We start from the raw sequence: 23,369 nt of genomic DNA on the forward strand, positions 1-23,369 counted from the left end.
ACTCGTCAATCATTGTCGCCGTCGCTACCGCGCACTAGCGCAGAACGGATGCACTTCAGCAGGTCCTGCTCGCCGAACGGCTTTGCCAGATAGCCGACAATGTCCGGACCCAACCCACGCGCGTGCACATTCTCGTTCGGGTAGGCAGTGATCAGAATGGTCGGAATGTTCTCGCCCAATGCAACGAGGGTCCGGTGCAGATCAAGCCCACTCATTCCGGGCATATGGATGTCCGTTACCAGGCAGGCCGTGCGGTTTAGATGGGGAAATTTCAAGAAATCATCGGCGGATGAAAAAGCCTGGGCATCAAATCCCAGCGACCTCATGAGTCCCTTGGTGGCCTCGCGCATCGACTGGTCATCATCGACGATCGCAATTAGAGGCTTCTTCGTTGGCACTGCTGCCTCCAAATCCGCGATAGGCGTTTTTGCAGAAATCTAGGTGTGGTCGCGGCTGTAGGATACATCAGCCTGCAAGGGCGACAAAGGCACAGGGAGCTATACGATGGTATAGAGTGTTTAAGACTTCTCGTTACGAAGAGCCGAGCTTGCCAGGATGAGTTCCTGGTCCAGCTGGCTGCCGGTTTGGCGTGCCGGCGATGGCAGGAGGTGCGACGCCTTAGCCGGCAGCCCGATCCAATCGTAACTGGCCTTGTGGCTGAAGGAATTAGGGCGCATTCTGAAGTGCGAGAAAGCTTCGGTTCGGCACCGGCTGAGTAGAGAGGGGAGTGTTCTCATTGCGGCATCGCCACTCTGTCGGTTGGGCTCGCCCTGATGCCGCAGCAGCGGGTGCAGACACCTCGTGTCCGCAAGAGCTGGCTCCCCCTGAGGTGCGCTGAGATGACGGAGGTGCCAGCAACCACGATCGTCATCGATGATGATCCGGCGATCCGCGAGGCGCTCGGCAGCCTGCTGCGTTCCGTCGGTTTTGACGTGAAACTCCTCGCCTCTGTGGACGACTTCCTCAAGTCTGGACGACCCAACGGGCCGACCTGCCTCGTGCTGGATGTGCGGCTGCCGGGGCAAAGCGGTCTTGAATTTCAACGAGAGTTATCGCGGAGAAATATTCAGCTGCCGATCGTTTTCATCACCGGGCATGGCGACATTCCCATGTCCGTCCAAGCGATGAAAGGGGGCGCGATTGAGTTCCTGACGAAACCGTTCCGCGAGCAGGATCTACTCGACGCCGTTCACGTCGGCCTGGCGCGCGACCGCGTGTGGCTTGAAAATGAAAAAGCACTGGCGACGGTGCGCGCGCGTTTCGATAGCCTGACCCCGCGGGAGCGCGAGGTGATGGCTATGGTGGTGATTGGACGGCTCAATAAACAGATCGCCGCCGATCTGGGCGTGAGCGAGATTACCGTGAAAGTTCACCGCAGCCAGGTCATGCAGAAGATGCGTGCCAAGTCCTTGCCCGAACTCGCCCTCATGGCGGACAAGCTGAAGCTCGAGCCAGGAAAGCCGCAAGGCTCTTAGGTCCGCCCGGCCAATCCTCCCGAGAAACCTGTCCTTGGAGCACCGCTTGACCTTAATGTATCGTCACGGAATGCTGCGAAAGGCAAAGCTCCTCAAAGTCCTCTACAAGGCGGACAAGCCCGAGCGAGTAGCATAAAAGACCGAACCGCGTCCCAGTCGCGTACAGGGTAAATGCAGATGTCCGGGATTGCAAAGCTTGCCCCCCGAGAGGCGATATTGTTTCGCGCGGCATGAGGGAAAACCTCATCAAATGCGCTTCAGGGTCCAAATTCGGCACTGATGGATAGTCTGGCGGCATCTGGATCGGATAAGCTGATGCTATCGTCCAGCCTTCTGACATGCGCTGCAGATCGATTTCGATGCGGTTGGGCTCTTGTGTCATGGTGACAATCCTTAAAAGGAGCGCGGAGGGACGAACAGGCAAATGGTGCGACCCGTGGGCTCGCCGGCCACCGTGCATTGGTGAAACTGCCCGTCTGGACTGTTTTTGATGCGAGTATCCAGTGGCGTTATGAGCTCCCCGGTGAGCTTGATGACATATCCGCGGGGGCCCTCGAGAATCCCTTGATCGTGAACCTCGCGGCAATCCATCCCGCTGCAGCACGAAAACGGATACGTCCATCCGTGCGGCTTTGCCGCCGTTGGCGTCGCATCATGCGCCATTGCCGGAGCCGCGATCACGACTGCAAAGAAAATAGCTGCTGCCTTGCTCATGATCCGCACCTCGATGGTGAATTGAACCAGCTTCGGTTTCGAAGCTTCCCACTAAGATTGAGCCGTTGTTAAATAGTATTTCCGTCTTTTCGGGCGGCTCCGCCTCCCCGATGTGCCGCCCGTCCATTCATGGCGCTTTGGGAAACGGCCCCGGGGGAGAATGTGCACTGACGATAGCAGCACGTTGTCGGACCTGCCTATTGATCCGGAGGAAGGATCAGATACCAACGAGGAAGGGATGACTTATACGAGGGTCTAGGTGCGCTTTTACGCAGGACTAGATATTACCCCCAAGAACCGACGTCGATGGAAGTCCTCGATCCGATGATCAAGTCAGTGCATCATTGCTAGCGCAGCCGTGAAGAAATCCTCGCCTCCGAAGTTTCCGGATTTCAGGGCCAGAAGCATGTCGCCCTGTTTATTTCCGACCGTTCGCAGCACCGGTACACCAGGCGCGATTTCCAGGCCGATCAGAAATGCTGGAATGGCGAGCCTGTCGACCGCTGCGCCGGCGGTTTCACCGCCGGCGATCACCAGGCGCCGCACGCCTCTTGTCATAAGTTCCTCGGCAATGATCGACGTCGCGGTTTCGATCGCGTGGCCCGAGGCGTCCCGTCCGTATTGCGATTGCAGCCGGGAAACGGTTTGCGGCGACGCGCTCGCTGCGACGACGACGGGGCCGGCGGAGATGCGGTCTCCGGCCCAGGAAATCGCGGCGTAAATCTCTTCGGGGCCGGCAAGCAGTTTTTCCGGATTGAGCCGCAGAACGGGCAACGACCGTTCGGCGACGTCTAGCTGCCGCAGCGTCGCGCTGGAGCAGCTGCCGGCAACGATCGCGGCAAGCCCGCCCACGGGGCGCATGGCCCCAGCAGTTGCTGCAGACGTAGAAGATACCCGGCCCGAGCGCGTAAGGGCGCGGGCGAGACCGAGACCGAGGCCCGATGCGCCGGTAGATACCGGCGTTTGGAGCGCCACCTCGCCGAGCGTTTCAAGATCCGGTTCGCAGATCGCATCCGCGATCGCGGCGGTCGCGCCCGCGGCGCGCAGAGCCTCAAGCCGCGCCTTTACCGCACCGGCTCCGGCCGAGACCGTTGCCAGATCGACAATATCGACCGCACCGCGCGACTGCCTGGCCATGACGCGCACCAAATTGGCGTCATGCATTGGATTGAGGGGGTGATCCTTTAGCGGGCTTTCGTTCAGCGGTTGCCCGCCGACAAAGAGGTGACCGAGATAGACAGTGCGTCCAGTTTCCGGAAACGCGGGCGTAACCAGCACCGTGCCGCCGCCGGCAGCAATGTTCAGCGCCTCCGTCACCGGACCGATATTGCCGGCATCGGTCGAATCAAAGGTCGAGCAGACCTTGTAAAGCACATGGGTCGCCCCGCACTTGCGCAGCCATCGTTCGGCCTCCGTCGCGGCAGCCACGGCCTCAGCGGCGGCGACGGAGCGAATTTTCATGGAGACGACGACTGCGTCGACATCCGGCAGCACCAACGACGGGTCGGGAATGCCGACGGTCTGCACGGTGCGAAGACCGTTCTTGGTCAGCGTGTTGGCAAGGTCTGACGCGCCGGTGTAATCGTCGGCGATCGATCCGAGCAGGATGGTCATCCGCTAGCTCCTTGCAAAAGGTCTGAACCAGTCGAGGCCGTCCAGCGTCTGGCCCCGGGGGATATATTCGCATCCTACAAAGCCGCCGTAACCGAGCCGGTCAAATTCCTCGAACAAATAGGGATAGTTCAGCTCCTCCCCGTCCGGCTCATTGCGTAACGGCACGCTAGCGACCTGGATATGGCCGGTCACCGGCAGCAGCCGGCGCAAGCTCATGACCACGTCGCCATGCAGGATCTGGCAGTGATAGACGTCGAACTGAAGCTTTAGATTGGGCAGGCCGAGGTCGGTGATGAGCCGCTCAGCGGCACCGAAATCATTGAGGAAGTATCCCGGCATGTTTCGTCCGTTGATGGGCTCAATCAACAGATCGATACCGTTCTCTCCGAGCCGCGCCGCAGTGTAGGCCACGGAATGCCGATAACAGGTTGCGGCCTCTGTATCAGAGGGCTCGGCAAGCCCTGCCATTAGATGCAGCCGCTTTGCGCCGGTCGCCGCCGCATAGTCCAGTGCCCGTTCCACGTCAGACTTCAATTCGTCGAACCGCCCAGGAAGCGCTGCGATACCACGCTCGCCCGCTACCCAATCACCCGGCGGCAGATTGAACAGCGCCTGCTGCAGGTTGTTGCGAGTTAGCCGCTCGGCGATCGCTTCCGGCGGGGCTTCATAGGGAAAAAGATATTCGACGGCGGCAAATCCGGCATCCGCTGCAGCATTGAAGCGATCGAGAAACGACCATTCGTTGAACATCATCGTCAGGTTGGCCGCGAAAATGGGCATTCCTACCTCCTTTATCGCGACTCTTTGACTGTGCCAGGCAATTTCGCACCTGAGAGCTGGGCATAGAGCCGGGCGAGCGAGGAATCGTCGTCACGGCCCATACCGGCGCCTGAAGCCGCAAGGTACATCTGCAAGGCGGCCGCCACCAACGGCACCGGATAACGCTCCGAACGCGCCATGTCTTGAACGATGCCGAGATCCTTGACGAAAATCTCGATGGCGCTGAGCGGCGTATAATCTCCCGCCAGCACATGCGGGATCCGGTTTTCGAACATCCACGAATTGCCGGCCGACGCCGTGATCACCCCGTAGACCTTATCGAGATCGAGGCCTTGCTTGGCAGCGAAGGCGATCGCTTCGCATGCAGCTGCGATGTGCACGCCGGCAAGGAGTTGATTGATCATCTTGAAGGCTGCCCCTGTGCCAGCCGCATCGCCAAGTTCATAGACCTTGGCGGCCATGGCATCGAGGGCCGGGCGAGCCGCTTCGAAGGCAAGCCTGGAGCCGGACCCCATGATCGTCAGCTCGCCGCTCGACGCTTTTGCCGCACCGCCGGAAATTGGCGCGTCGAGGTAGTGTAGCCCGATGGCTTCCACCTGGTGCGCCAGGTCCCGCGCGACTGCAGGATCCATTGTCGCCGATGAAATGAATACGGCTCCTGGTTTCATTAGGCTTGCGACACCTTCGGGACCAAACAATAGGGCCGCGGTCTGCGCGCCGTTTACGACGACTGAAACGACGATGTCAGCGCTCCGAACCGCGTCGGCGGGGGTGGCGGCGCCACGCCCGCCATCCGCGACGAAGCGATCGATGGCGGCAGGCGCGATGTCATAGCCGACGACGTCGAGGCCTGCGCGCTTCATCGACCGGGCCATGCCAGCCCCCATGGAGCCGAGGCCGATCACGGCAGCGACCGTCTGTCCCAGATTTTCAGCATGCGATGCCATGACGATATTCTCCAGGTTTTTGAAAATCTAGCAGGCCCGCCCCCTTCGAGCCGTAGATCTCCGGAGGGCGGCAGTTTGGAAGGTTTAGCGATTGACGGTTTTTCGGGGAACCGCCAGCACGGCCAGCGAACCGACGATGAGCGCTGCGGCCAGGAAATACATGCCCATGCTGTTGCTGCCGGTAAGGTCCTTCAGATAGCCTACCAGAAACGGCCCGAGAAATCCGGCGAGGTTTCCGACCGAATTGATCCAGGCAATGCCGGCGGCCGCACCCGTACCGACGAGAAAAGCCGTCGGAAGGGACCAGAAGAGGGGTGCGCAGCTGATGGCGCCTGCGGTGGCGAGCGAGAGGCAGGCAATGGCGACTGTCGTGCTTGTAGCCGTCGTTGCTGCGACAAAACCCCCGGCCGCGATGAGGGCGGGAATGACGAGGTGCCACCGCCGCTCGCGCAATCTGTCGGAGGAGCGCCCGAGCGCCAGCATGACAACGAAAGCACAGATGTAGGGGATCGCGGAAATCAGGCCGATGTTCAGATTTCCGGTTACGCCCGAGGCCTTCACAATGGACGGCATCCAGAAATTCAGTCCATACTGCCCGAGCACGAAGCAGAAATAGATAAGGCACATCAGCCAGACGCGGCGGTCCGTCAGTGTTCCGGCAATGCTGTGGGGGCTCGAGACCTTGGCTCGGTTCTCCGCTTCGATATTGGCCGTCAGCACCGCCTTCTCGTCGTCGTCCAGCCATTTGGCGGCACGGATCGTATCATCGAGGTAGAAGTACGTGGCGACGCCGAAAAGGATGGCCGGAATGGCTTCGATGAGGAACATCCATTGCCAGCCGGAAAGACCGTGCGTTCCGTGGAAGCTGTCCATCAGCAGGCCCGAAAGCGGATTGCCGAAGATGGCGGATATCGGGATCGCAGACATGAACGTGGTAATGATCTTGGCGCGGCGGTGCGCCGGATACCAGGACGTCAGGTACAAGATTATGCCGGGGAAAAATCCCGCCTCGGCAACGCCCAGAAGGAAACGCAGGATGTAGAAGACGGTTTCCGACGAGGTGAACATGAAAGCGGCGGAAACGAGGCCCCAGGTGACCATGATACGGGCCATCCACACCCGCGCGCCAACCTTGTTCATGATGACGTTGCTGGGCACTTCAAACAGAAAATACCCGATGAAGAAAATGCCTGCGCCGATGCCATAGGCCGCTTCCGACAGGCCGAGTTCACTCGCCATCTGGAGCTTCGCGAAGCCGACATTGACGCGGTCGAGATACGCGACCACGTAACACAGCATCAAAAAAGGGACGATTCGCCAGAATACCTTGCCATAGGCACGATCCTCCACCGCCTCTGCGGGGTACACGCCATCGACTGGCGCCTGCGTTTGCAGCGTCATGATTTCCTCCAAGGGTTTACCGCAAGTCTCCTTCCGCGGTACGCCGGCCGGGATGTTGGCAGCGCTGCCATTTTGTCTAAACCATTTTGGCAGCGCTGCCAACATAAAAAATGGCAGCGCTGCCAAAATGAAACTTGCTTCTTAGTGAAAGCGGTGAAAAATAGTGGCACGGTGGATTCTCATCGCCCACACTCAGGTAGCCGCCAGGTTGGATTCAAGCATGACCGTGGAATTCAAGCATCAGGGTACAGTGACGCTTGCCGAGGTCGCAGAAGCGGCCGGGGTCGGCGAGAGCACTGTATCACGCGTCCTGCGCAATCACGGTTCCTTTTCCGACAAGACGCGGGACCGGGTCATGGCAGCGGTCGAGCGGCTGGGTTATGTACCGAACCGGATCGCGGGAACTCTTGCGTCAACCGGTTCGCGTCTTGTTGCCTTCGTCGTCCCATCGCTTTCAAACATCGTCTTCCCCGACGTCCTGAGAGGCGCCAGCACCATTCTGGAGGAAAATCGATACCAGGCGGTTTTCTCCGTCAGCGACTATGATCCGGAGAAGGAGGAATCCCTGACCGCCGCGATGCTCGCCTGGCGGCCGGCGGCAGTCATGGTGGCGGGATACGAGCACACTGACGGCACCGTAAAGAGATTGCGCGCGAGCGGTTGCCGGATCGTGGAACTGCTCGATCTTGACGGTGATGCTCTCGACATGGCGGTTGGTTTTTCCAACCGTGCGGCCGGTCGGGAAAGTGCTGCTTTTCTGCTAAAGCGGGGCTATCGCCACATCGGCTATGTCGGTCACGACCTGAACCGCGATACCCGCGCCGGCAAGCGGTTTTCCGGCTTCTGCGAAGCGCTCGCCGCTGGCGATGCGACCCTCGCCGATCGCGAAATCCTCGCCGGGGCATCATCCGTGGAGAACGGCAGGCTGGGGCTGGAACGCTTGCTCGCCCGGACAGCAGATCTCGATGCGGTTTATTTTTCGAACGACGACATGGCGCTTGGTGGTTATTTTCATTGTCTCGCAAGGGGAATATCGATCCCCTCACAGCTTGCCATTTTCGGCTATAACGGTCTCGATATCGGCCGGGCAACGCCGCAACCGCTCTCGACCATCCGCACCCCGCGCGTTGAGACCGGAAAGGTGGCCGCACAGCTTGTCGTCAATAATGCGCCATCCCAGGTCGTCGATCTCGGATTCGAGCTGATCGAAGGGGCAACCGCCTGACTTGACGTCTGGCGGGCAAAGTATACGTCGGTGCTTCTGGCCTATGCGATAGCAGACATAGAAATTCACAACCTGATCTAATTCCTGGATCGCTTTTTCACGGAAAACCCGCTGACTTGCCATCGCCGGATCGGGTGTATGCATCGCTTTCGGAGGTTCCGTGCTGATGCCGTGTGTCTGGCTGAATCAAGCGAGATCAGTCCAGCCGTCGCAAAGGTGGTAGGCGAACACGAGGCGCTCGAACTCGCTGCCACTGAAATCTTCGAAATGAACCGGCCGTACCGTGCGCGCTATCATCACCTACCCACCCCCTGGCTCTCAGGGCCACGGAGCGGGTTGATGATCTGGACGCCCTCGAAGTCCTTTTCATTGTCGGTCACGACGACGCACTCGTTCGCTTCGGCTACAGCGGCAATGATTGTGTCTAGCGCGCTTCGCGAACGACCTTTGGCTCTGCCGTCGGCCATCAGCCGCGCCCAGACAAGGCCAGCTTTCTCATCAAACGATAGGACGCGGCCGGCGAACAGCGCTTGCGGGCCTTCGGGGCCGGAGAACCAAGCTTCAAGGCTGCTTCGCTTCTTGCCTTTCGGTTTCTCCAAGATACCTCGACGGATTTCGGCGAGGGTAAGCGACGCAATGAAGAGGTCGTCGTCCTTCTGCGCGCCCATCCAATCCAGCAGCGAGCCCGACGGCTCCGGCTTTATGACGTTACTGATGATATTTGTATCAAGGAGGTAGCGCGTCACAGATCGACCTTACGACCCTCTTCTCGCGGCCGGCTAAGGTCGAGATCCGCACTAACCAGAGGTGAGCGACGCAAGGCGGCGAGAATACCGCCCGCTTTCGGAGGCTCCCCCGCCATTGCCTGCTGTATGGTCCGGCGAAGCTGCCCGGCTTCCGGACCGTCCTCCGTCAATTTCCGGGCAAGGCTCCGGAGTAGATCGCGGTCGGCATCAAGCGCCTGGATCTCGAACCGCGCTATGCCGCGCTCAGTCAGACGAGACCGATAATTCTCAATGGCTCTCTTCTGCGCGCTGTTGCCCATTGCCTGTCTCCGTTTTGTATCTGGATATATAGCCGTGTTTTCCGTGGAACGCAAGGTTGCGGCACACTTCTCCATTTTGACAGGTGAAGGTAACCTTGAGAGGTTTTCAATGTCAGGAGCGGTTACGGTGATCTGATCAGACTGCCGTCCCTGAATATGACCGGTGATCACGAAGATATTTTTTCTTCCATACCGAGGTAACGCCGGCGCCCGCGATGGCAAGCTTGATCATCAACGCCATGTCGTTGGTCGTGATCTCAGGCATGACGGCGACATTGAACTCTTTGCCGTGCTCCAAGAAGTCCCACCGATAGGGCGCGACCTTGGGTGCGGGCGCCAGCCAAAGCAGCGATGGGCGGCGAGCTCGGATGCGACGGTGCCCGAAACGATCGCGAGAAGGGTGCTGCTCAGATTCCGTGGAATTGGAAGGCGCAAGAGACGGCAGCTATTACTGCGGCCGCGTGAACAACTCCCGAAACAATTCCTCTGCTCGCTGCAAGCCTTCGTGCGTCAAGATTAAGGACTTCGTCTTGCTCGCCGGATCACCGATCAGGCCCTTCTTGAACAGTCGGTCTGTCGCATCCCAATCAAAGCTCTTCCATCCCCGACGCCCGTCATGCAGCGTCAGCCATAGCAGTGCCAGGACAGCATCGTCGATCTTTCTCGTCGATATCCATCTATCGACCATAACATGCAAAACCCCCGAAGGTAGGTGTCCAACTTAATGGGGTCAGTTCATTTCTCCTTGCGGGCTTTTTATGGTTTGGTCGCGGCGCGTGCCGGAATTAAACAAAAACACGCGCTGGTACATTTATACCCAGCATACTCGTCCATCTACGCGTTGCATTTGGTAGTCAGAAGTTGTTACTTGCGACGATGCACGCATTGTTCCACAATACGTCTGCGATGCTATGGCCCCATAGGCAGACAAACCCGCATAAACTGACCATCCGAAGACGCCGCAGACGCCACGCCATAGCGCTCTAGGAGGAATTCGAAGTGACATGGCGCGGTTCACTGAAATCGCTTGTTTGCCACGGCAATTCCTATTTCGACCGTTGGGTTCGCACGAGCGCGCCTCCGGTAGCGCAGCATCAAGACCTATGACAATGGGCAAAGCCAACAGCGCGTAGTCGATTGGCACGATGCCCTCACCTCGAATCGGGGACACACGACAAACCTACCCCCCATTGGAGACCAGCCTGGAGCCACATCGGCATGGCTGAAACAAGGAGGAGAAAAGATATGAAAGCGGCACCAAAAGCCCGCATCGCAGCAGCGATGATTGTAGGCCTTCTCGGCAGCACGGCGATGGACCAGGTTCAGGCCCAGATGAAGAAATACGGTTCGGCAGCAGGCTGGGACATTGTCATTAGGCAGGACCTGGGCCCGGGCTGCCTGATCGCAAAAAGACTGAACGAGAGCACGCAGATTCAGATGGGCATCGATACGACCGGCGGCAGACGCGGCTATATGGCGCTCTACACCAAGGCGGATGCCAACGTTGTCAGTGGCGAAAAGCGCTCCGTGATATTCGACGTTGACGGTCAGAAATTCAGCGGGGAGGCGACCGGTCAACAGATGGAGGGTTTTGATGGATCTTTCATTTGGGTCAACAATCCCGACTTCATCTACGATCTCGCCAAGAAGAAGACGCTGACAATCACGCCGGCAGGGCGCGATCCGTTCGCGGTGAGCCTTGCCGGAACCGATGCGGCCCTTAAGGCCCTGCGCGCCTGCCAGGAGGCTCAGTAGAGTTGCCCGCGCATTGTCTGCAAGCAGCAAGGTGTGAGGGGATTTGGAACGCAAAAAGGGCTCCGAGTTTCCTCGGAGCCCATTGAGTTTGTTATAGAGTTTGGTTGCAGGGCCTGATTGCACAGAGGATTGCAAAATCTGGAACCGCTTGTCGAGCCATAGCCCTTGGCGTCCGCGCCGAACTCCCCGCGCGTCTTGGCATTGCCGAACAGGCACTCGATGCCCCAGCGCCTGCAATAGTCGTTGAGCGCTTGCCTTGCATCCTTTCTGTTCGTGGCTAGGATCAGGCACTTGCGATCGGCAAGACGCTTACAGCGAGACGACGCAGCTATTTCGCGGCGCCGGCGGTGCCGTTAAGATGCCCCCTGCCATAGTGCCGGGGCGATGCTCTGGTTCACGCATTCAGGGATTCCGAATGCCGCAGCACCCGCATCGTCTATTCGGACGACATCTCTGCCGGTAAGGTGTAATATCGGGCTTGGTCCAGTCGGCTTCCGGTATGCCACTGCAGGCCCTGGACTCGATGAATAGCGTCTTTCGGGGGAAAGAGCCGTGGATTCAACCCAGCCAGCAGCTGTCGTCGCCGGCCGCAATCCGTTGCGCCGAACGGCGCTCATCATAGTGCTCCTAGCGCTCGTCCTGTTTGTGCTGTCCGTCTTCATGGAGCGGCGTACACCCTCCACGTCGCAGGCGCAGGTTCAGGCTTATGTCGTGGGGATCGCGCCTGAGGTGACGGGCCGTGTAATAGAGGTCAATGTCGACGACAACTCGCTGGTCGAAGCCCATCAGGTGCTTTTCCGCATCGATCCCAGCACCTATCAGATCGCTGTCGCCCAAGCGGAGGCCAATCTGGCGCTTGTGGGTCAGACCATCGGCGCTTCCACTGCGACGGTGGACGTCGCCCAGGCCAAGCTGGTGGAAATGGAGGTGGATCGGGACAACCTGCGTGACCAGTACGCGCGGGCTACTGAACTGGTCAAGCGGGGCGTGTTTTCCAAGGCAAGATATGACACGGCAAAATCCGCTTACGAGCAGGCGGAGGCCGCGGTGACCGGTGCGGGGGCCGATCTCGCCAAGGCCAAGGAAGAGCTCGGCCCGGCAGGCAACGACAACCCACAGCTCCGGGAAGCGCTTGCGGCGCTGGAGGCTGCCCAGCTGGACTTGGTCCGAACGACCATTCACGCGCCATCGGCCGGCGTCGTCACCAACCTGCAGCTTTCCATCGGCAAGGTCGTCAGCGTCGGCCAGCCGGCCATGACATTCATCGATGTCGGGACGATCTGGATTGCCGCCGCCTTCAAGGAGAACAGCCTGGAGAATGTCGCCGTCGGCAATCGGGCCGAGCTGCTCTTCGATGCGCTCCCCGGACGGCTCTTTCCTGCCAAGGTCGAAAGCATCGGCCTCGGCGTTTCTCAGCAGGGCGGCGGCGGAACTGACCCGAACACCGGTCTGCCGACGATCCGGACCGACACCGGCTGGGTCCAGGAGGCGCAGCGCTTTCCGGTTCGCCTGGTCATGGATGCAGAACGGCCAAAGGGCGTGCGATATGGCTCGCAGGCGACCGTCGTCATCTACACCGGCGATCATCCGGTCACCAATGCCTGGGGCTGGCTGCGGATCCGCATCATATCGGTGCTGACCTATGTGGGATGACCGCGACGATCCGTCTGCCGAGCAGCGTCGAAAGGGACTGCGGGTGGCGTTTGCGGTCTCCTTGGGGTTTACTTCCGCTGTGTCGCTCGGTGCCATCGTGCCGTTCCTCGTGCCTATTTTTGCCGCGCAGTTCCTGTTGGGTAGCTCCGGTCCGATGCCGCTAGGCAAGACATTGGGCGCCGCGTTGCTGATCCTGTTCACGGGGATCGGCATGATGGTCTTGACGAATCTGTTCGGCGATCGCCCTTCGACGTTCCTGATCCTGCTGGCGCTGATCTACTTCTTCTGTTTCGCGGCCCAGGCGGCGGGCACAGGGGGGCCCGCGATCTTTCTAGTGCAGGTCGTCGCAATTATGGTTCCATTGATCGGAATCCTGAACAAGGACCTTGCGAATTCAATCCTGTCGATCCTTGTGACCGGCATCCTCGGCGGCACGCTTCTGATGTGGCTTGCCCATGCGGTGATCCCGGAGCCCCATACGACGCGCATCGCGGCGGCTTCTTCGGCAACAGTCAGACCTCCTTCCTATCTGCGAGCTCTGGCGAACACGGCGATACTGCTGGGGGCGGTCGCGGTCTGCCTGGTCAACGATCAACTGTCCGCAGCGCTCGTCATACCCATCACCGTCGCCTCGCTGCTCGGCCAGTTCGATGCCGCTGCGAGCAGCCGAATGGCACTCGGGCTTGTGATCATCAATCTGTCAGGAGGGATACTGGCATCCATCGCCTACACCATCCTCACTCTGCGCCCAAGCCTGTTCTCGATCTTTCTCATCGTACTCGTGGTGACGCTGATCCTGGGCGGGCGCGCTGCGGGCCGGTTGAAAGATGCCAAGATGTACGCCGGCGCTCTCACGACGTTCCTGATCCTGTTCGGGCTCGGAGTGTCGCCGGTGCCTGGCGGCGCCGCTGAATCCTTCGCGACCCGCATTGTCTACGTCGGCGCGGCGTTGATCTACACGGTGCTGATGGCGGCAATCTTCTGGCCGCAATCGGAAACACGAGAAAGTCGTGCCAAATGACGCGCCTGGCCTCTCCAAAGGTTCCATTTGAAGGTGAGCCGTCCCTACCCGCCAGACCGCCTCCGGACGGCCCAGCGGTTTTGCGGGCACCAGCGACCCAAACAGCAGCATCAAGCTGAAGCACACGCTCAGGTGACCGCTGCCGGCTGCTCCTCGTTGGTGCCGAGCCAAGTCTGCAACACGGTCCAGAGCACGGCCAGCGTCGTCGCACCGATGAACATGCCGGTAAAGCCCCAGGCTGCCAGCCCCCCGATCACTCCCATGAAAAGCACGAGCATCGGCAACTGGCCGCTGCGCGCAATCAGCATGGGCTTCACGATATTGTCAGCTCCCATGAGTAGAATGATCCCCCATGCAGCGGTGAAGATCGCCCAACCGGTCTGCCCCTCGGCACCCAGCCAGATCGCCACCGGCAGCCAAACCAGAAGCGGTCCAATCTGGATAACGGCCAGGAAAAACGTCGCTGCGGCCAAGGCGATGGCTCCCGGAACGCCGGCGATTGCGAAGCCGATCCAGGCCAACACCGCCTCGAGCAGAGCCGTTCCAATGACGCCGATTGCCACGCCGCTAATTGCCCTTCCCGCGGCATTCAGCAGTTCTGGCCCCTTCGCTCCAACTATGCGTACCATGATGGCGGAGACATACTGCAGCACCCAGGCGCGCGACGCATGAAGTATCGCGGCTACGACGACGCCCACGAAGATTTCAAGGACAGCCACCAGAAGACCTGCACCAAAATTGATGAGCCAGCGCCCTGCGGCAGCGAGCTGGGGTTGGTAGCGCTGCATCAACACCAGACCCTCGCGCTGCAGCTCTTGCCATGCCGCAGATACCTTGTTTCCAACTAGCGGAAGTCCTGCAAGCCACTCGGGAAGGTTGGGGATTCCGCGAGTGCCGGCCGTGCTCAACCACGCCTCGGCGACGCTCAGATAGTCGGCAATAGCGGAACAGAGATAGATCAACGGCACGATGATGACCGTCACGGCGACCACGCCGAACAGCACGGCAGCCAGGCGACGCCTTCCATTCAGCAGCTCAACTATTCGATCAAACAGCCCCGCTGTGGCAGTGGCAAGGATCACCGCATAGGTGAGGACGCCGACAAAGGCTAACAGTACCCAGAAGCTCGCGACGATCAGCATGGACACAAGCAGCAGGGCGAGAGCTGCCTCTATGAGCTTCTGGTGTCGCCCGCCTTCAACAGGCAATTCCTGCATAACAACACCTCCTGGTTTGATCAGAAGTCGGCGAAGCCCCTTTCTGCAAGGGACAGCCGCTGATGGTTGCGTACGTCGGTCCCGTGCACCGGGGCCTGTCTCGCACCGCAAGTCCTTGTTTCACGGTTGTGCGATGTTTTGATCCGCAGCCCGCCGGGAGGACCACAGTTCCGAGACTTTGAAAAGAAATGCCGTAGTCCAGCCGAACAGCAGGATTCCGTTTACACCTTCGATGGCACTGGCGAGCCGCCATTCGTTGGATAGCGTAATGTCGCCATAGCCGATCGTGGCGAAGGTAATCGCCGAGAAGTACATGGCGTCCTCAAAGTTCGGCAATTCGCCGACTAGCCGATAGACCATGGCCCATTACAAAGCCGGTGACAAAAAAGTAACTGATGCCCAATCGGGCGTAGCCGGAGAGTTTCCGCGTGCCGGTAAGGGGACCTCGTCCTATCCGGAACAGCAGCATAACCGCCATGCCGTGAATAAAGATCGTGGCAAGCAGCACGCCAGTGCCCGTGACAATCTGAAGTAACATCCTCGTGCGTCCCCCAGCACCAATCCCGGGCGTTTCCACCCTGGCCGTACCCCGCACCAACGCTGCATCGTATGAAGCCTGCCTCGCCAACTCCAGTCGCACTGGAAAATCACCTCAGTCCCGAGGGGAGGCCACAACTCCGATGCATCATTTTGCCTCACAACGCAACCGCCGACAAGTAACTTACCGGAACTGTAATATTTGCCCCAAAGTGATTGCCGCTGGCCACCGCCGGGAGCCACCGCGGCATGCGGGAACCTGCAGCTGGTGGCCTCGATCTCCGTGCCCTGAACGCACCTGGCCGACTCTGGCTCTGCCGTCTCGGTCCCCAATGTAAGTTGCACTTAAGAGCATACTAATGTATTCTCTGGTTGTTGTACAAGGGTATGGATTGGGATGGTGCGGAAGGTGGGTGTTCCGCCCGAGCGGACTGCTTGCATGGGCGCAGAATGCTACCTGATCCAATCCCGAAACCGTCGAATCTCCCGTTTTTCTGAACGGATGTATTCAGTTCACCGCGACCGGCCTTGGTTGTCGTTGACTCATTAGACTTAGTTTCGCGCCGGAACGGCGATATGATGGGAAACCGCCGGCAGACCGTGTGCGGTTCACCCCATGCGGGGGCCTCGGATTGAAATTCTGATCCATAGATTCGGCCGCACGCCTGCAGCAATACTTTGCTTATTCAGCATGTTCGAAATTAAGGCATGCAGTGCTCGGTGGTCATATTCCATAAATCGGTGAGGAGGATTGTCCGATGTTTAGCACGCGAATTGAGATGCTCGAACACCAAGAATACGATAGGGCCTGGCGGAAACTTAACGGAAATGCACCAAGGCATGGGAGAATTGCTCGAAAAATTTTCCTGGCAGTTGCCTTTGTCGTAGCGGCAAACGCCCCATCCTGGTCCCAGGAAGACCCGGCCAAGCATTACAGTAAAGAAGCCATGCAGCAGGCGCTGCAGACCAGGGATCAGTACGATCTCTATGGCCTGCGTTTCGGCGTTGGCAAGGCAACACTGGAACCTGGTGCTGAAACGCTGCTTGATGACATAGCGACTGCACTTAAGAATTTACCTGATTGGAGCCTGAGAATTGTCGGCCATACCGACGCAAGCGGCAATGCAGAAGCCAATGAACGTCTTTCCCTTGAACGCGCCGACGCCATCAAGGCGGCGCTGGTGGAACGAGGGGTCGATGCTGACAGGTTATTAGCGGGAGGCGCTGGGCAGACCCGGCCGATCGCCAGCAATGAGACGGCCGAAGGAAAAGCTCTCAACCGGCGAGTTGAGCTCGTGAGGCTCACCGACTCGGCCGAAGCCAAGAAGCTGCTGAAGGCCATGTCCGATTATCTGGCAACCCAGAAGGCCATATCCTTCGCATACGATGCCAATCTCCAGGTTGTTACCAACAGTGATCAAAAACTTGGGCTGGCAAGTTCAGGGACTGTGACCCTCAGCCGGCCTGACAAGGTACACACCACACGTTCCGGCGGTTTTGTCGAGACAGAAGCGCTATTCGACGGAAAAACGCTTACCCTTTTGGGAAAGAACCTCAACAAGTATACGCAAGTCGATATTCCTGGCACGGTCGATCATCTGATAGACGAGCTAAAGGACAAGTATGGATTGCCGCTGCCTGCCGCCGACTTGTTGATGACCAATTCATATGATGAGTTGATGCAGGGCGTTTACGATTCGAAAGACCTGGGAAGCGGCGTCATCAATAGCGCCGAGTGCGATTCTCTCGCCTTTCGCAAGGACGACGTAGATTTCCAGATTTGGGTCGCCCAAGGAGCACAACCTTACCCCTGCCGCTTCGTCATTACTTCCAGGCTGGTCAAGGGTGGACCGGAATACAGCGTCCAGGTCCGGGATTGGAAGTCGGGGGATGAGGTTATGCCGGGTGATTTTGGCTTCAAGAACCCGACAAACGCCGAAAAAGTCGACGTGAAGGACATCCAGAGTAACCTGGGTGAATTGCCGGGGAACTTCGTAAGAGGAGATGGAAAATGACCCTTTTTAGACGCATGGGAATCATCTGTCTGGCTTGGGCGGCTTTACTTTGGGTCGGCGAACTAGCGAGCGACCAGTCAATTGTTCCGATGCCCCGCTTCGTTTCTGATGCCGTCGCCGTAGTCGGTCGACCGCTGACGCCGGTCAGCGTGGCCGGCGTCGCCCGGCGGACGACTCGGCGTTGTGCCGCTGGTGCCTATGATTGCTAGCCGGGGCCCACGAATTGGCCCCGCCCTGTAGAATGCCCCGTTCGCTGCGGGACGTTCTCATCTAGACTAGTGCCCGTCCATACAAAGTAAATGGCTGATATTATTAGGCTAATTGCAGTTTTCTGCGGGCAAAGCCCGGCGGTTTCAGGTATACTTTAGATCAAGCTACTGATTTCGAAAGGCAAACCCGTAACCGCCGGAGCCGACAATGCGCCAAGAACGCACGGTCCAAGCCAGCAAGCTCAGAAACTTCCGCGCCGGCATCGAAGCCGGCATCCCTTGCCTGAAACGCGCTTATGGCTTGAGGCGCTGCACCTGGCGTGGGCTCGACCACTTCAAAGCCTATGTCCGGTCCTCTGTGGTCGCTTACAATCGGTAGTGTGCTGAAGGTTCTGCAAATTCTCTGAGAGAGGCGGTCATGGCGGTCTGGTGATGTTCAACGTCACCTGATTCCCTGGAAGGAACGCCACCATGACCAAGACTGAAGGTAAGACAGCCAGCGCCGCCGTCAAAGACATTTTGCCAATCGGCACCCAAAATTGGCTCTGACTCACTTTTGATGAAATCAAGTGCTGGCTGATGTTGGTTTCACACAAGTAATCAACATTATGAGCCATTCGCTCCGACCTTCGACGCTCGTCCCTCGCGGCTTTATAGTCGACAATACAGCCATTGATGACAAGGTAATGTTGATCGCAGTCCGGTCGGCGAGCAAAGCGAGCCTTTGCCCGATCTGTGGAACAAGGTCGGAACGAATTCACAGTCGATATCAACGACGCCTGGCTGACCTGCCCCTGGTGGGAAAGCCCGTTCGGCTTGTCATTGAAGCGACAGTTCCACTGCGACGCAGTGTTGTTCGGCCGGCGAATCTTCGCCGAGCGCTTCGACGGGGACGTTCTCGCGCCTTCGGCGCGGCGAACTGCCAGGCTCGACCACATCGTCCATCATCTCGGGCTTGCATTGGGCGGCAGGCCAGCGGCCACCTTTGCCAAGAGGCTGATATTGCCGGTAAGCAACGATACGCTGCTGCGCGTCGTGCGGCGGCGCGGCAGTCCGCGCTTTGTCCCGCCGACCGTGATCGGGATCGACGACTGTGCGTGGCGACGTAACCAACGCTATTGCTAAAGAAGGGCCGGCTGCAAGGAAACATCTCAAATTGCGTTAACGACCAACCCGCGCATATAAGCGCAACAATTATTGCGTATAGGCTTGATCATTGCGCGTACGGTTGGCATTCTTGCGTATCCGTTAGGCGCAGGGCAAACGACGAATCGTGGCAAACCAAATTCCAGACGACGCCTTGGCCGCGATCGAAGAGATCGTCAGCCAACATACAGGCGCCATCCCAGCATCAGAGATTCTTCGCGCGCTACCAGCGCCTATCCCTCAACGCACCCTGCAATATCGCCTGAAGCGACTGGTATCGGACGATCGCCTCATTATGGAGGGCGAAGGCCGGTGGGCAAAATACCGACTGCCTGAGGCTACTTCGACAACGGCACCATCTGGCGAAGATCGGGTCTTCACTATCGCGTTGTCTGATGCAGCCAAATCAGTGCGCGACTACGTCCGACATGCGCCCGAAGCTCGCAGGCCAGTCGGTTATAATCGTGACTTCCTTGACCGTTACCGCCCGAACGCCACCTTCTATCTGACCGAGGCCGAACGCGCCCATCTGGCCTCAGTCGGGCGACCACAGATCGCCGAGCAGCCGGCAGGAACCTACGCCAAGCACATCCTGAACAGACTTCTCATTGATCTGGCCTGGAACTCCAGCCGGCTCGAGGGCAACACCTATTCGCTCCTCGACACCAAGCGCCTCATCCAATTCGGCGAAGAGGCTAAGGGCCGGGCGCATCTCGAAGCGCAAATGATCCTCAACCACAAGGACGCAATTGAATTCCTGGTCAGCGCGGCCGACGACATCGGCTTCAACCGCTATACGATACTTAATCTACACGGGCTACTGGCAAACAACCTCCTTCCCGATCCATCAGCCGCTGGTAGGTTGCGCTACATCGCGGTGGGAATAGACCGGTCCGCCTTCCATCCCCTGGAGGTGCCACAGCTCATCGAGGAAGCCTTCGATGAGATATTGGCAACTGCCGATGCCATCGTAGACCCGTTCGAGCAGGCATTCTTCGTCATGGTGCAACTGCCATATCTCCAGCCCTTCGACGACGTGAACAAGCGCGTATCCCGCCTTGCCGCGAACATCCCGTTCGTCAAGAACAACCTTTCACCGCTTTCCTTCGCCGATGTGCCGCGGCAAGCATATACTGAAGCAGTGCTCGGGGTTTACGAGCTGAACCAGGTTGATCTCCTCAAAGACCTCTTTCTATGGGCCTATGAACGCTCAGCAGCGCACTACGCTGCTGTGCGCCAGTCACTGGGCGAGCCTGATCCGTTCCGGCTTCGCTATCGAGCTGAACTGCGTGAACTTGTGGCTGAACTCATTCGTGGGCGTACTGGACGCAAGGAGGCCGCCGGGCGCATCACCGCTTGGGCAGTCGACAGGATCAATCCCGCAGATCGTGGGCGCTTCGTTGAGATTACCGAAACCGAGTTAACAGCACTGCATGAAGGTAATTTCGCGCGCTATCAGCTCCGACCTTCGGAGTTCGCTGCCTGGCGCGAAGTCTGGGAGGCGCAATGACTGACGGTCCCTACCCCATTGTCACCGCTGACGATTTCGCACGCCGATTATCAATGCGTCCAGGTGGATTGATGTGGCTGCTCGGGGCTGGAGCTTCTGCCGCAGCTGGCATTCCCACAGGTAGCGTCCTGATCACGCAAAAACAAAACCCGCCGAAAATATCGACGGGTTTGTCAGCGGTCTGACGGCTCCGAGTTTCCTCGGAGCCCATTGAGTTTGTTATAATCGTTGGTTGCGGGGGCAGGATTTGAACCTGCGGCCTTCAGGTTATGAGCCTGACGAGCTACCGGGCTGCTCCACCCCGCGTTATTTTGATTGAGCGGAACGGACCGCTTGATTTGCGGCCGGTTTATCTGGCTTATTGCCGTTTTATTGTTTTGAGAAGATTTTGATTTGTTGCGTTTCGCAGACCTGGCGGCGACCGACTCTCCCGCGTCTTGAGACGAAGTACCATAGGCGCTGGGGCGTTTCACGGCCGTGTTCGGAAAGGGAACGGGTGCAGCCACCCCGCCATAACCACCAGGTCAGCGAAGCGCAACGATTTGAGAAGCTGGAGAAGTTTTCACTTCGTTTTTTTTGAACACGTCTTGACCGGTAAGGGTCAGGCTCATTTTGATGAGCATTGTCAATGAGAACGATCAAGCCGATCGAGCTATTAGTACCGGTAAGCTTCATGCATTGCTGCACTTCCACACCCGGCCTATCAACGTGGTCGTCTTCCACGGCTCTGATAGGGGACACTCGTTTTCAGGTGGGTTTCCCGCTTAGATGCCTTCAGCGGTTATCCCTTCCATATGTAGCTACCCTGCTATGCCCTTGGCAGGACAACAGGTCCACCAGAGATATGTCCATCCCGGTCCTCTCGTACTAGGGACAGATCCTGTCAATATTCCTACACCCACGGCAGATAGGGACCGAACTGTCTCACGACGTTCTGAACCCAGCTCACGTACCGCTTTAATTGGCGAACAGCCAAACCCTTGGGACCTGCTCCAGCCCCAGGATGCGATGAGCCGACATCGAGGTGCCAAACAACCCCGTCGATATGGACTCTTGGGGGTCATCAGCCTGTTATCCCTGGCGTACCTTTTATCCGTTGAGCGATGGCCCTTCCACGCGGGACCACCGGATCACTATGACCGACTTTCGTCTCTGCTCGACTTGTCAGTCTCGCAGTCAGGCGGGCTTATGCCATTGCACTCGACGACCGATTTCCGACCGGTCTGAGCCCACCATCGCGCGCCTCCGTTACTCTTTCGGAGGCGACCGCCCCAGTCAAACTACCCACCATACACTGTCCCGGATCCGGATAACGGACCGCGGTTAGACATCCATGACGATAAGGGTGGTATTTCAAGGATGGCTCCACGGAAACTGGCGTCCCCGCTTCAAAGCCTACCACCTATCCTACACATGCCGACACGAATGCCAGTGTAAAGCTATAGTAAAGGTGCACGGGGTCTTTCCGTCTGACCGCAGGAACCCCGCATCTTCACGGGGAATTCAATTTCACTGAGTCTATGTTGGAGACAGCGGGGAAGTCGTTACGCCATTCGTGCAGGTCGGAACTTACCCGACAAGGAATTTCGCTACCTTAGGACCGTTATAGTTACGGCCGCCGTTTACTGGGGCTTCGATTCAAAGCTTGCACCTCTCCTCTTAACCTTCCAGCACCGGGCAGGCGTCAGACCCTATACGTCGTCTTGCGACTTCGCAGAGCCCTGTGTTTTTGATAAACAGTCGCTACCCCCTGGTCTGTGCCACCCCATCATAGTTGCCTAAAATGGGGGTCACGCTTCTTCCGAAGTTACGCGTGCAATTTGCCGAGTTCCTTCAGCATAGTTCTCTCAAGCGCCTTGGTATACTCTACCTGACCACCTGTGTCGGTTTCGGGTACGGTCTATACGGTGGAGCTATTTCCTGGAACCGCTCCGCTGCCCTGATAATCCAATAAACCAGAACAACTTGTGCAATCCGTCACTACCACCAGGCCCACGAATATTAACGTGGTTCCCATCGACCACGCGTGTCCGCCTCGTCTTAGGGGCCGGCTAACCCTGCTCAGATTAACTTTAAGCAGGAACCCTTGGTCTTTCGGCGAGAGGGTCTCTCACCCTCTTTATCGTTACTCATGTCAACATTCGCACTTCCGATACCTCCAGGATGTCTCACGACTGTCCCTTCACAGGCTTACGGAACGCTCCGCTACCACGTGTATTGCTACACATCCTCAGCTTCGGTGCATGGCTTCAGCCCCGTTACATTTTCGGCGCAAAGACCCTTATTTAGACCAGTGAGCTGTTACGCTTTCTTTAAATGATGGCTGCTTCTAAGCCAACATCCTGGTTGTTTTGGGATCCTCACATCCTTTCCCACTTAGCCATGACTTGGGGACCTTAGCTGGAGGTCAGGGTTGTTGCCCTTTTCACGACGGACGTTAGCACCCGCCGTGTGTCTGCCGAGTAGTACTCCCCGGTATTCGGAGTTTGGTTAGGATCAGTAAGACGGTGAGTCCCCATAGCCCATCCAGTGCTCTACCCCCGGGGGTATTCGCTCGACGCTCTACCTAAATAGATTTCGCGGAGAACCAGCTATTTCCGAGTTTGATTGGCCTTTCACCCCTAGCCACAAGTCATCCCAATCTATTGCAACAGATGCGGGTTCGGTCCTCCAGTTGGTGTTACCCAACCTTCAACCTGCTCATGGCTAGATCACTCGGCTTCGGGTCTAATGCAACAAACTCAATCGCCCTATTCAGACTCGCTTTCGCTACGCCTACACCTACCGGCTTAAGCTTGCTTGTTACACTAAGTCGTTGACCCATTATACAAAAGGTACGCCGTCACCCTTTCAGGCTCCGACTGTTTGTAGGCATCCGGTTTCAGGTTCTATTTCACTCCCCTTGTCGGGGTGCTTTTCACCTTTCCCTCACGGTACTTGTTCGCTATCGGTCATGCACGAGTACTTAGGCTTGGAGAGTGGTCTCCCCATGTTCAGACAGGATTTCTCGTGTCCCGCCCTACTCTAGGACAATGAGTGTTCTACGCGTACGGGGCTGTCACCCGCTACGGCCCAACTTTCCAGATGGTTCCGCTTTATTCCTCA

General features: G+C 58.2%; 21 protein-coding genes, 1 tRNA gene, 2 rRNA genes and 3 pseudogenes (1 of these 27 running past the window's edge). 11 read left to right on the top strand and 16 right to left on the bottom strand.

The features are described from left to right. Positions 1–5: 5 nt before the first annotated feature. The gene (locus tag RGR602_RS18065) at positions 6–398 is read right to left on the bottom strand and encodes a response regulator transcription factor (RefSeq protein WP_039847009.1); all 393 of its coding nucleotides are present in this window, start codon (positions 396–398) and stop codon (positions 6–8) included. 441 nt (positions 399–839) lie between these two features. Here RGR602_RS18065 and RGR602_RS18070 point away from each other — a divergent pair, with 441 nt between their 5' ends. Continuing rightward, positions 840–1,475, top strand: coding sequence for a response regulator transcription factor (locus RGR602_RS18070; protein WP_039846223.1), 636 nt, complete (start codon positions 840–842; stop codon positions 1,473–1,475). 393 nt (positions 1,476–1,868) lie between these two features. On the opposite strand, the gene RGR602_RS37935 is transcribed toward RGR602_RS18070, so the two are convergent. The 5 genes from RGR602_RS37935 to RGR602_RS18095 all read right to left on the bottom strand — a co-directional run bounded on the left by RGR602_RS37935 (position 1,869) and on the right by RGR602_RS18095 (position 6,931). Next, positions 1,869–2,189 (bottom strand): hypothetical protein, encoded by a 321-nt coding sequence (locus RGR602_RS37935; protein WP_039846224.1) that lies wholly within the window; start codon positions 2,187–2,189, stop codon positions 1,869–1,871. Between the two features lie 333 nt (positions 2,190–2,522). Next, positions 2,523–3,803, bottom strand: coding sequence for a 3-oxo-tetronate kinase (otnK, locus tag RGR602_RS18080; protein WP_039846225.1), 1,281 nt, complete (start codon positions 3,801–3,803; stop codon positions 2,523–2,525). Between the two features lie 3 nt (positions 3,804–3,806). Then, positions 3,807–4,583 carry a 2-oxo-tetronate isomerase gene (gene otnI / locus RGR602_RS18085; protein ID WP_039846226.1) on the bottom strand — a complete coding sequence of 259 codons (777 nt, stop codon included), beginning with the start codon at positions 4,581–4,583 and terminating at the stop codon, positions 3,807–3,809. A gap of 11 nt (positions 4,584–4,594) precedes the next feature. Continuing rightward, positions 4,595–5,530 (bottom strand): L-threonate dehydrogenase, encoded by a 936-nt coding sequence (gene ltnD, locus RGR602_RS18090; protein WP_039846227.1) that lies wholly within the window; start codon positions 5,528–5,530, stop codon positions 4,595–4,597. A gap of 84 nt (positions 5,531–5,614) precedes the next feature. After that, a complete protein-coding gene (locus tag RGR602_RS18095; RefSeq protein ID WP_039846228.1) occupies positions 5,615–6,931 on the bottom strand; it encodes an MFS transporter in 1,317 nt (438 codons plus the stop codon). Between the two features lie 226 nt (positions 6,932–7,157). Here RGR602_RS18095 and RGR602_RS18100 point away from each other — a divergent pair, with 226 nt between their 5' ends. Next, a complete protein-coding gene (locus tag RGR602_RS18100; RefSeq protein ID WP_039847010.1) occupies positions 7,158–8,156 on the top strand; it encodes a LacI family DNA-binding transcriptional regulator in 999 nt (332 codons plus the stop codon). Between the two features lie 296 nt (positions 8,157–8,452). On the opposite strand, the gene RGR602_RS18105 is transcribed toward RGR602_RS18100, so the two are convergent. From RGR602_RS18105 to RGR602_RS37960, 4 genes and pseudogenes are all read right to left on the bottom strand, one after another. Next, positions 8,453–8,902 carry a type II toxin-antitoxin system VapC family toxin gene (locus RGR602_RS18105; RefSeq protein WP_039846229.1) on the bottom strand — a complete coding sequence of 150 codons (450 nt, stop codon included), beginning with the start codon at positions 8,900–8,902 and terminating at the stop codon, positions 8,453–8,455. Then, a complete protein-coding gene (locus RGR602_RS18110) occupies positions 8,899–9,201 on the bottom strand; it encodes a hypothetical protein (RefSeq protein ID WP_039846230.1) in 303 nt (100 codons plus the stop codon). Before RGR602_RS18110 ends, RGR602_RS18105 begins: the two co-directional genes overlap by 4 nt. A 196-nt stretch (positions 9,202–9,397) precedes the next feature. Continuing rightward, positions 9,398–9,567 (bottom strand): annotated as a pseudogene (locus RGR602_RS39750) (LysR family transcriptional regulator); the annotation flags it as partial. Between the two features lie 82 nt (positions 9,568–9,649). After that, positions 9,650–9,878, bottom strand: a pseudogene (locus RGR602_RS37960) (DUF6429 family protein). Positions 9,879–10,446: 568 nt separating this feature from the next. On the opposite strand from RGR602_RS37960, the gene RGR602_RS18120 reads away from it, so the two are divergent. The 3 genes from RGR602_RS18120 (at position 10,447) to RGR602_RS18130 (ending at position 13,630) form a co-directional block, all read left to right on the top strand. Next, the gene (locus RGR602_RS18120) at positions 10,447–10,956 is read left to right on the top strand and encodes a hypothetical protein (RefSeq protein ID WP_039846232.1); all 510 of its coding nucleotides are present in this window, start codon (positions 10,447–10,449) and stop codon (positions 10,954–10,956) included. Between the two features lie 552 nt (positions 10,957–11,508). Next, positions 11,509–12,609 (top strand): HlyD family secretion protein, encoded by a 1,101-nt coding sequence (locus RGR602_RS18125; protein ID WP_039846233.1) that lies wholly within the window; start codon positions 11,509–11,511, stop codon positions 12,607–12,609. Further along, positions 12,599–13,630: a DUF2955 domain-containing protein gene (locus RGR602_RS18130; RefSeq protein ID WP_039846234.1), complete on the top strand. Its 1,032-nt coding sequence runs from the start codon at positions 12,599–12,601 to the stop codon at positions 13,628–13,630. Before RGR602_RS18125 ends, RGR602_RS18130 begins: the two co-directional genes overlap by 11 nt. Positions 13,631–13,758: 128 nt before the next feature. Here the strand turns inward: RGR602_RS18130 and RGR602_RS18135 are convergent, their stop codons facing one another. Both RGR602_RS18135 and RGR602_RS38465 read right to left on the bottom strand, forming a co-directional pair. Continuing rightward, positions 13,759–14,847: an AI-2E family transporter gene (locus RGR602_RS18135; protein ID WP_039846235.1), complete on the bottom strand. Its 1,089-nt coding sequence runs from the start codon at positions 14,845–14,847 to the stop codon at positions 13,759–13,761. Positions 14,848–14,967: 120 nt separating this feature from the next. Then, positions 14,968–15,207 carry a potassium channel family protein gene (locus RGR602_RS38465; RefSeq protein WP_223843958.1) on the bottom strand — a complete coding sequence of 80 codons (240 nt, stop codon included), beginning with the start codon at positions 15,205–15,207 and terminating at the stop codon, positions 14,968–14,970. Between RGR602_RS38465 and RGR602_RS38470 the strand changes: the two genes are divergently transcribed. From RGR602_RS38470 to RGR602_RS37305, 4 genes and pseudogenes are all read left to right on the top strand, one after another. After that, the gene (locus RGR602_RS38470; RefSeq protein ID WP_223843959.1) at positions 15,206–15,382 is read left to right on the top strand and encodes a hypothetical protein; all 177 of its coding nucleotides are present in this window, start codon (positions 15,206–15,208) and stop codon (positions 15,380–15,382) included. The two genes, RGR602_RS38465 and RGR602_RS38470, sit on opposite strands and share 2 nt — an antisense overlap. Before the next feature lie 760 nt (positions 15,383–16,142). Continuing rightward, positions 16,143–17,399, top strand: a complete 1,257-nt coding sequence (locus RGR602_RS18145; RefSeq protein WP_039846236.1) for a DUF2092 domain-containing protein — start codon at positions 16,143–16,145, stop codon at positions 17,397–17,399. Further along, a complete protein-coding gene (locus RGR602_RS38475; protein ID WP_082046575.1) occupies positions 17,396–17,608 on the top strand; it encodes a hypothetical protein in 213 nt (70 codons plus the stop codon). The genes RGR602_RS18145 and RGR602_RS38475 overlap by 4 nt, the downstream gene beginning before the upstream one ends. 238 nt (positions 17,609–17,846) lie before the next feature. Next, positions 17,847–17,987, top strand: a pseudogene (locus tag RGR602_RS37305) (ISNCY family transposase); the annotation flags it as partial. Between the two features lie 37 nt (positions 17,988–18,024). Here RGR602_RS37305 and RGR602_RS37310 read toward each other — a convergent pair. Continuing rightward, a complete protein-coding gene (locus tag RGR602_RS37310) occupies positions 18,025–18,225 on the bottom strand; it encodes a hypothetical protein (protein ID WP_170251387.1) in 201 nt (66 codons plus the stop codon). A gap of 69 nt (positions 18,226–18,294) precedes the next feature. On the opposite strand from RGR602_RS37310, the gene RGR602_RS37315 reads away from it, so the two are divergent. Both RGR602_RS37315 and RGR602_RS18155 read left to right on the top strand, forming a co-directional pair. After that, positions 18,295–18,717, top strand: a complete 423-nt coding sequence (locus RGR602_RS37315) for a transposase family protein (protein ID WP_223844028.1) — start codon at positions 18,295–18,297, stop codon at positions 18,715–18,717. A gap of 191 nt (positions 18,718–18,908) precedes the next feature. Further along, positions 18,909–20,264 carry a Fic family protein gene (locus tag RGR602_RS18155; protein WP_203226174.1) on the top strand — a complete coding sequence of 452 codons (1,356 nt, stop codon included), beginning with the start codon at positions 18,909–18,911 and terminating at the stop codon, positions 20,262–20,264. Positions 20,265–20,493: 229 nt separating this feature from the next. On the opposite strand, the gene RGR602_RS18160 is transcribed toward RGR602_RS18155, so the two are convergent. From RGR602_RS18160 to RGR602_RS18170, 3 genes are all read right to left on the bottom strand, one after another. Next, positions 20,494–20,570, bottom strand: a tRNA-Met gene (locus tag RGR602_RS18160). Between the two features lie 103 nt (positions 20,571–20,673). Further along, positions 20,674–20,788: ribosomal RNA gene (gene rrf, locus RGR602_RS18165) — 5S ribosomal RNA — on the bottom strand. Positions 20,789–20,898: 110 nt separating this feature from the next. Next, a 23S ribosomal RNA gene (locus tag RGR602_RS18170) occupies positions 20,899–23,369 on the bottom strand (it continues 482 nt past the right edge of the window).

Origin of the sequence: Rhizobium gallicum bv. gallicum R602sp (genome assembly GCF_000816845.1) — a bacterium.
In the GTDB taxonomy this organism is placed as follows: domain Bacteria; phylum Pseudomonadota; class Alphaproteobacteria; order Rhizobiales; family Rhizobiaceae; genus Rhizobium; species Rhizobium gallicum.

Bases quoted from the DNA above. Each gene is read 5' to 3' on its own strand.
- otnI (WP_039846226.1), bottom strand. From the start codon at position 4,583: ATGCCCATTTTCGCGGCCAACCTGACGATGATGTTCAACGAATGGTCG.
- otnK (WP_039846225.1), bottom strand. From the start codon at position 3,803: ATGACCATCCTGCTCGGATCGATCGCCGACGATTACACCGGCGCGTCA.
- RGR602_RS18135 (WP_039846235.1), bottom strand. From the start codon at position 14,847: ATGCAGGAATTGCCTGTTGAAGGCGGGCGACACCAGAAGCTCATAGAG.
- RGR602_RS18130 (WP_039846234.1), top strand. From the start codon at position 12,599: ATGTGGGATGACCGCGACGATCCGTCTGCCGAGCAGCGTCGAAAGGGA.
- RGR602_RS37310 (WP_170251387.1), bottom strand. From the start codon at position 18,225: ATGGCTCATAATGTTGATTACTTGTGTGAAACCAACATCAGCCAGCAC.
- RGR602_RS38470 (WP_223843959.1), top strand. From the start codon at position 15,206: ATGGCCCATTACAAAGCCGGTGACAAAAAAGTAACTGATGCCCAATCG.
- RGR602_RS37935 (WP_039846224.1), bottom strand. From the start codon at position 2,189: ATGAGCAAGGCAGCAGCTATTTTCTTTGCAGTCGTGATCGCGGCTCCG.
- RGR602_RS38475 (WP_082046575.1), top strand. From the start codon at position 17,396: ATGACCCTTTTTAGACGCATGGGAATCATCTGTCTGGCTTGGGCGGCT.
- RGR602_RS38465 (WP_223843958.1), bottom strand. From the start codon at position 15,207: ATGGTCTATCGGCTAGTCGGCGAATTGCCGAACTTTGAGGACGCCATG.
- ltnD (WP_039846227.1), bottom strand. From the start codon at position 5,530: ATGGCATCGCATGCTGAAAATCTGGGACAGACGGTCGCTGCCGTGATC.
- RGR602_RS37315 (WP_223844028.1), top strand. From the start codon at position 18,295: ATGTTGATCGCAGTCCGGTCGGCGAGCAAAGCGAGCCTTTGCCCGATC.
- RGR602_RS18070 (WP_039846223.1), top strand. From the start codon at position 840: ATGACGGAGGTGCCAGCAACCACGATCGTCATCGATGATGATCCGGCG.
- RGR602_RS18120 (WP_039846232.1), top strand. From the start codon at position 10,447: ATGAAAGCGGCACCAAAAGCCCGCATCGCAGCAGCGATGATTGTAGGC.
- RGR602_RS18095 (WP_039846228.1), bottom strand. From the start codon at position 6,931: ATGACGCTGCAAACGCAGGCGCCAGTCGATGGCGTGTACCCCGCAGAG.
- RGR602_RS18110 (WP_039846230.1), bottom strand. From the start codon at position 9,201: ATGGGCAACAGCGCGCAGAAGAGAGCCATTGAGAATTATCGGTCTCGT.
- RGR602_RS18145 (WP_039846236.1), top strand. From the start codon at position 16,143: ATGTTTAGCACGCGAATTGAGATGCTCGAACACCAAGAATACGATAGG.